Here is a 1181-nt window from a genome sequence, read left to right on the forward strand (position 1 = left end):
ACACAAGTGTAGCCGCAGTGAAAAGGCCCAGGCGACTGTTTATCAAAAACACAGGTTTCTGCAAAATCGTAAGATGACGTATAGGGGCTGACGCCTGCCCGGTGCTGGAAGGTTAAGTGGATGAGTTAGCTTCGGCGAAGCCCAGAAATGAAGCCCCAGTAAACGGCGGCCGTAACTATAACGGTCCTAAGGTAGCGAAATTCCTTGTCGGGTAAGTTCCGACCCGCACGAAAGGCGTAACGATCTGGGCACTGTCTCAACGAGAGACTCGGTGAAATTATATTACCTGTGAAGATGCAGGTTACCCGCGACAGGACGGAAAGACCCCATGGAGCTTTACTGTAGCTTGATATTGGGTGTTGACACAGCTTGTACAGGATAGGTCGGAGCCGTAGAACTCGGAACGCTAGTTTCGAGTGAGGCGCTGGTGGGATACGACCCTCGCTGTGTGAACACTCTAACCCGCACCACTTATCGTGGTGGGAGACAGTGTCAGGTAGGCAGTTTGACTGGGGCGGTCGCCTCCTAAAAAGTAACGGAGGCGCCCAAAGGTTCTCTCAGAATGGTTGGAAATCATTCATTGAGTGTAAAGGCAGAAGAGAGCTTGACTGCGAGACAGACAGGTCGAGCAGGGACGAAAGTCGGGCTTAGTGATCCGGTGGTACCGTATGGAAGGGCCATCGCTCAACGGATAAAAGCTACCCTGGGGATAACAGGCTTATCTCCCCCAAGAGTCCACATCGACGGGGAGGTTTGGCACCTCGATGTCGGCTCATCGCATCCTGGGGCTGTAGTCGGTCCCAAGGGTTGGGCTGTTCGCCCATTAAAGCGGTACGCGAGCTGGGTTCAGAACGTCGTGAGACAGTTCGGTCCCTATCCGTCGCGGGCGTAGGAAATTTGAGAGGAGCTGTCCTTAGTACGAGAGGACCGGGATGGACATACCGCTGGTGTACCAGTTGTGCCGCCAGGCGCATCGCTGGGTAGCTATGTATGGATGAGATAAACGCTGAAAGCATCTAAGTGTGAAACTCGCCTCGAGATGAGATTTCCCATTCCTATATGGAAGTAAGACCCCTGAGAGATGATCAGGTAGATAGGCTGGAAGTGGCAGCGTTGTGAGACGTGAAGCGGACCAGTACTAATCGGTCGAGGACTTAACCAAGTAGAGTTGGTGTTCTCAA

Annotated in this window: 1 rRNA gene (cut by a window edge); it reads left to right on the plus strand. The window is 53.0% G+C overall.

The annotated features are described in order from the left end of the window. Positions 1-1162: ribosomal RNA gene (locus tag NGM66_RS14110) — 23S ribosomal RNA — on the plus strand (it extends 1856 nt beyond the left edge of the window). Positions 1163-1181 lie beyond the last annotated feature (19 nt).

Source organism: Levilactobacillus yiduensis (genome assembly GCF_024718525.1).
In the GTDB taxonomy this organism is placed as follows: domain Bacteria; phylum Bacillota; class Bacilli; order Lactobacillales; family Lactobacillaceae; genus Levilactobacillus; species Levilactobacillus yiduensis.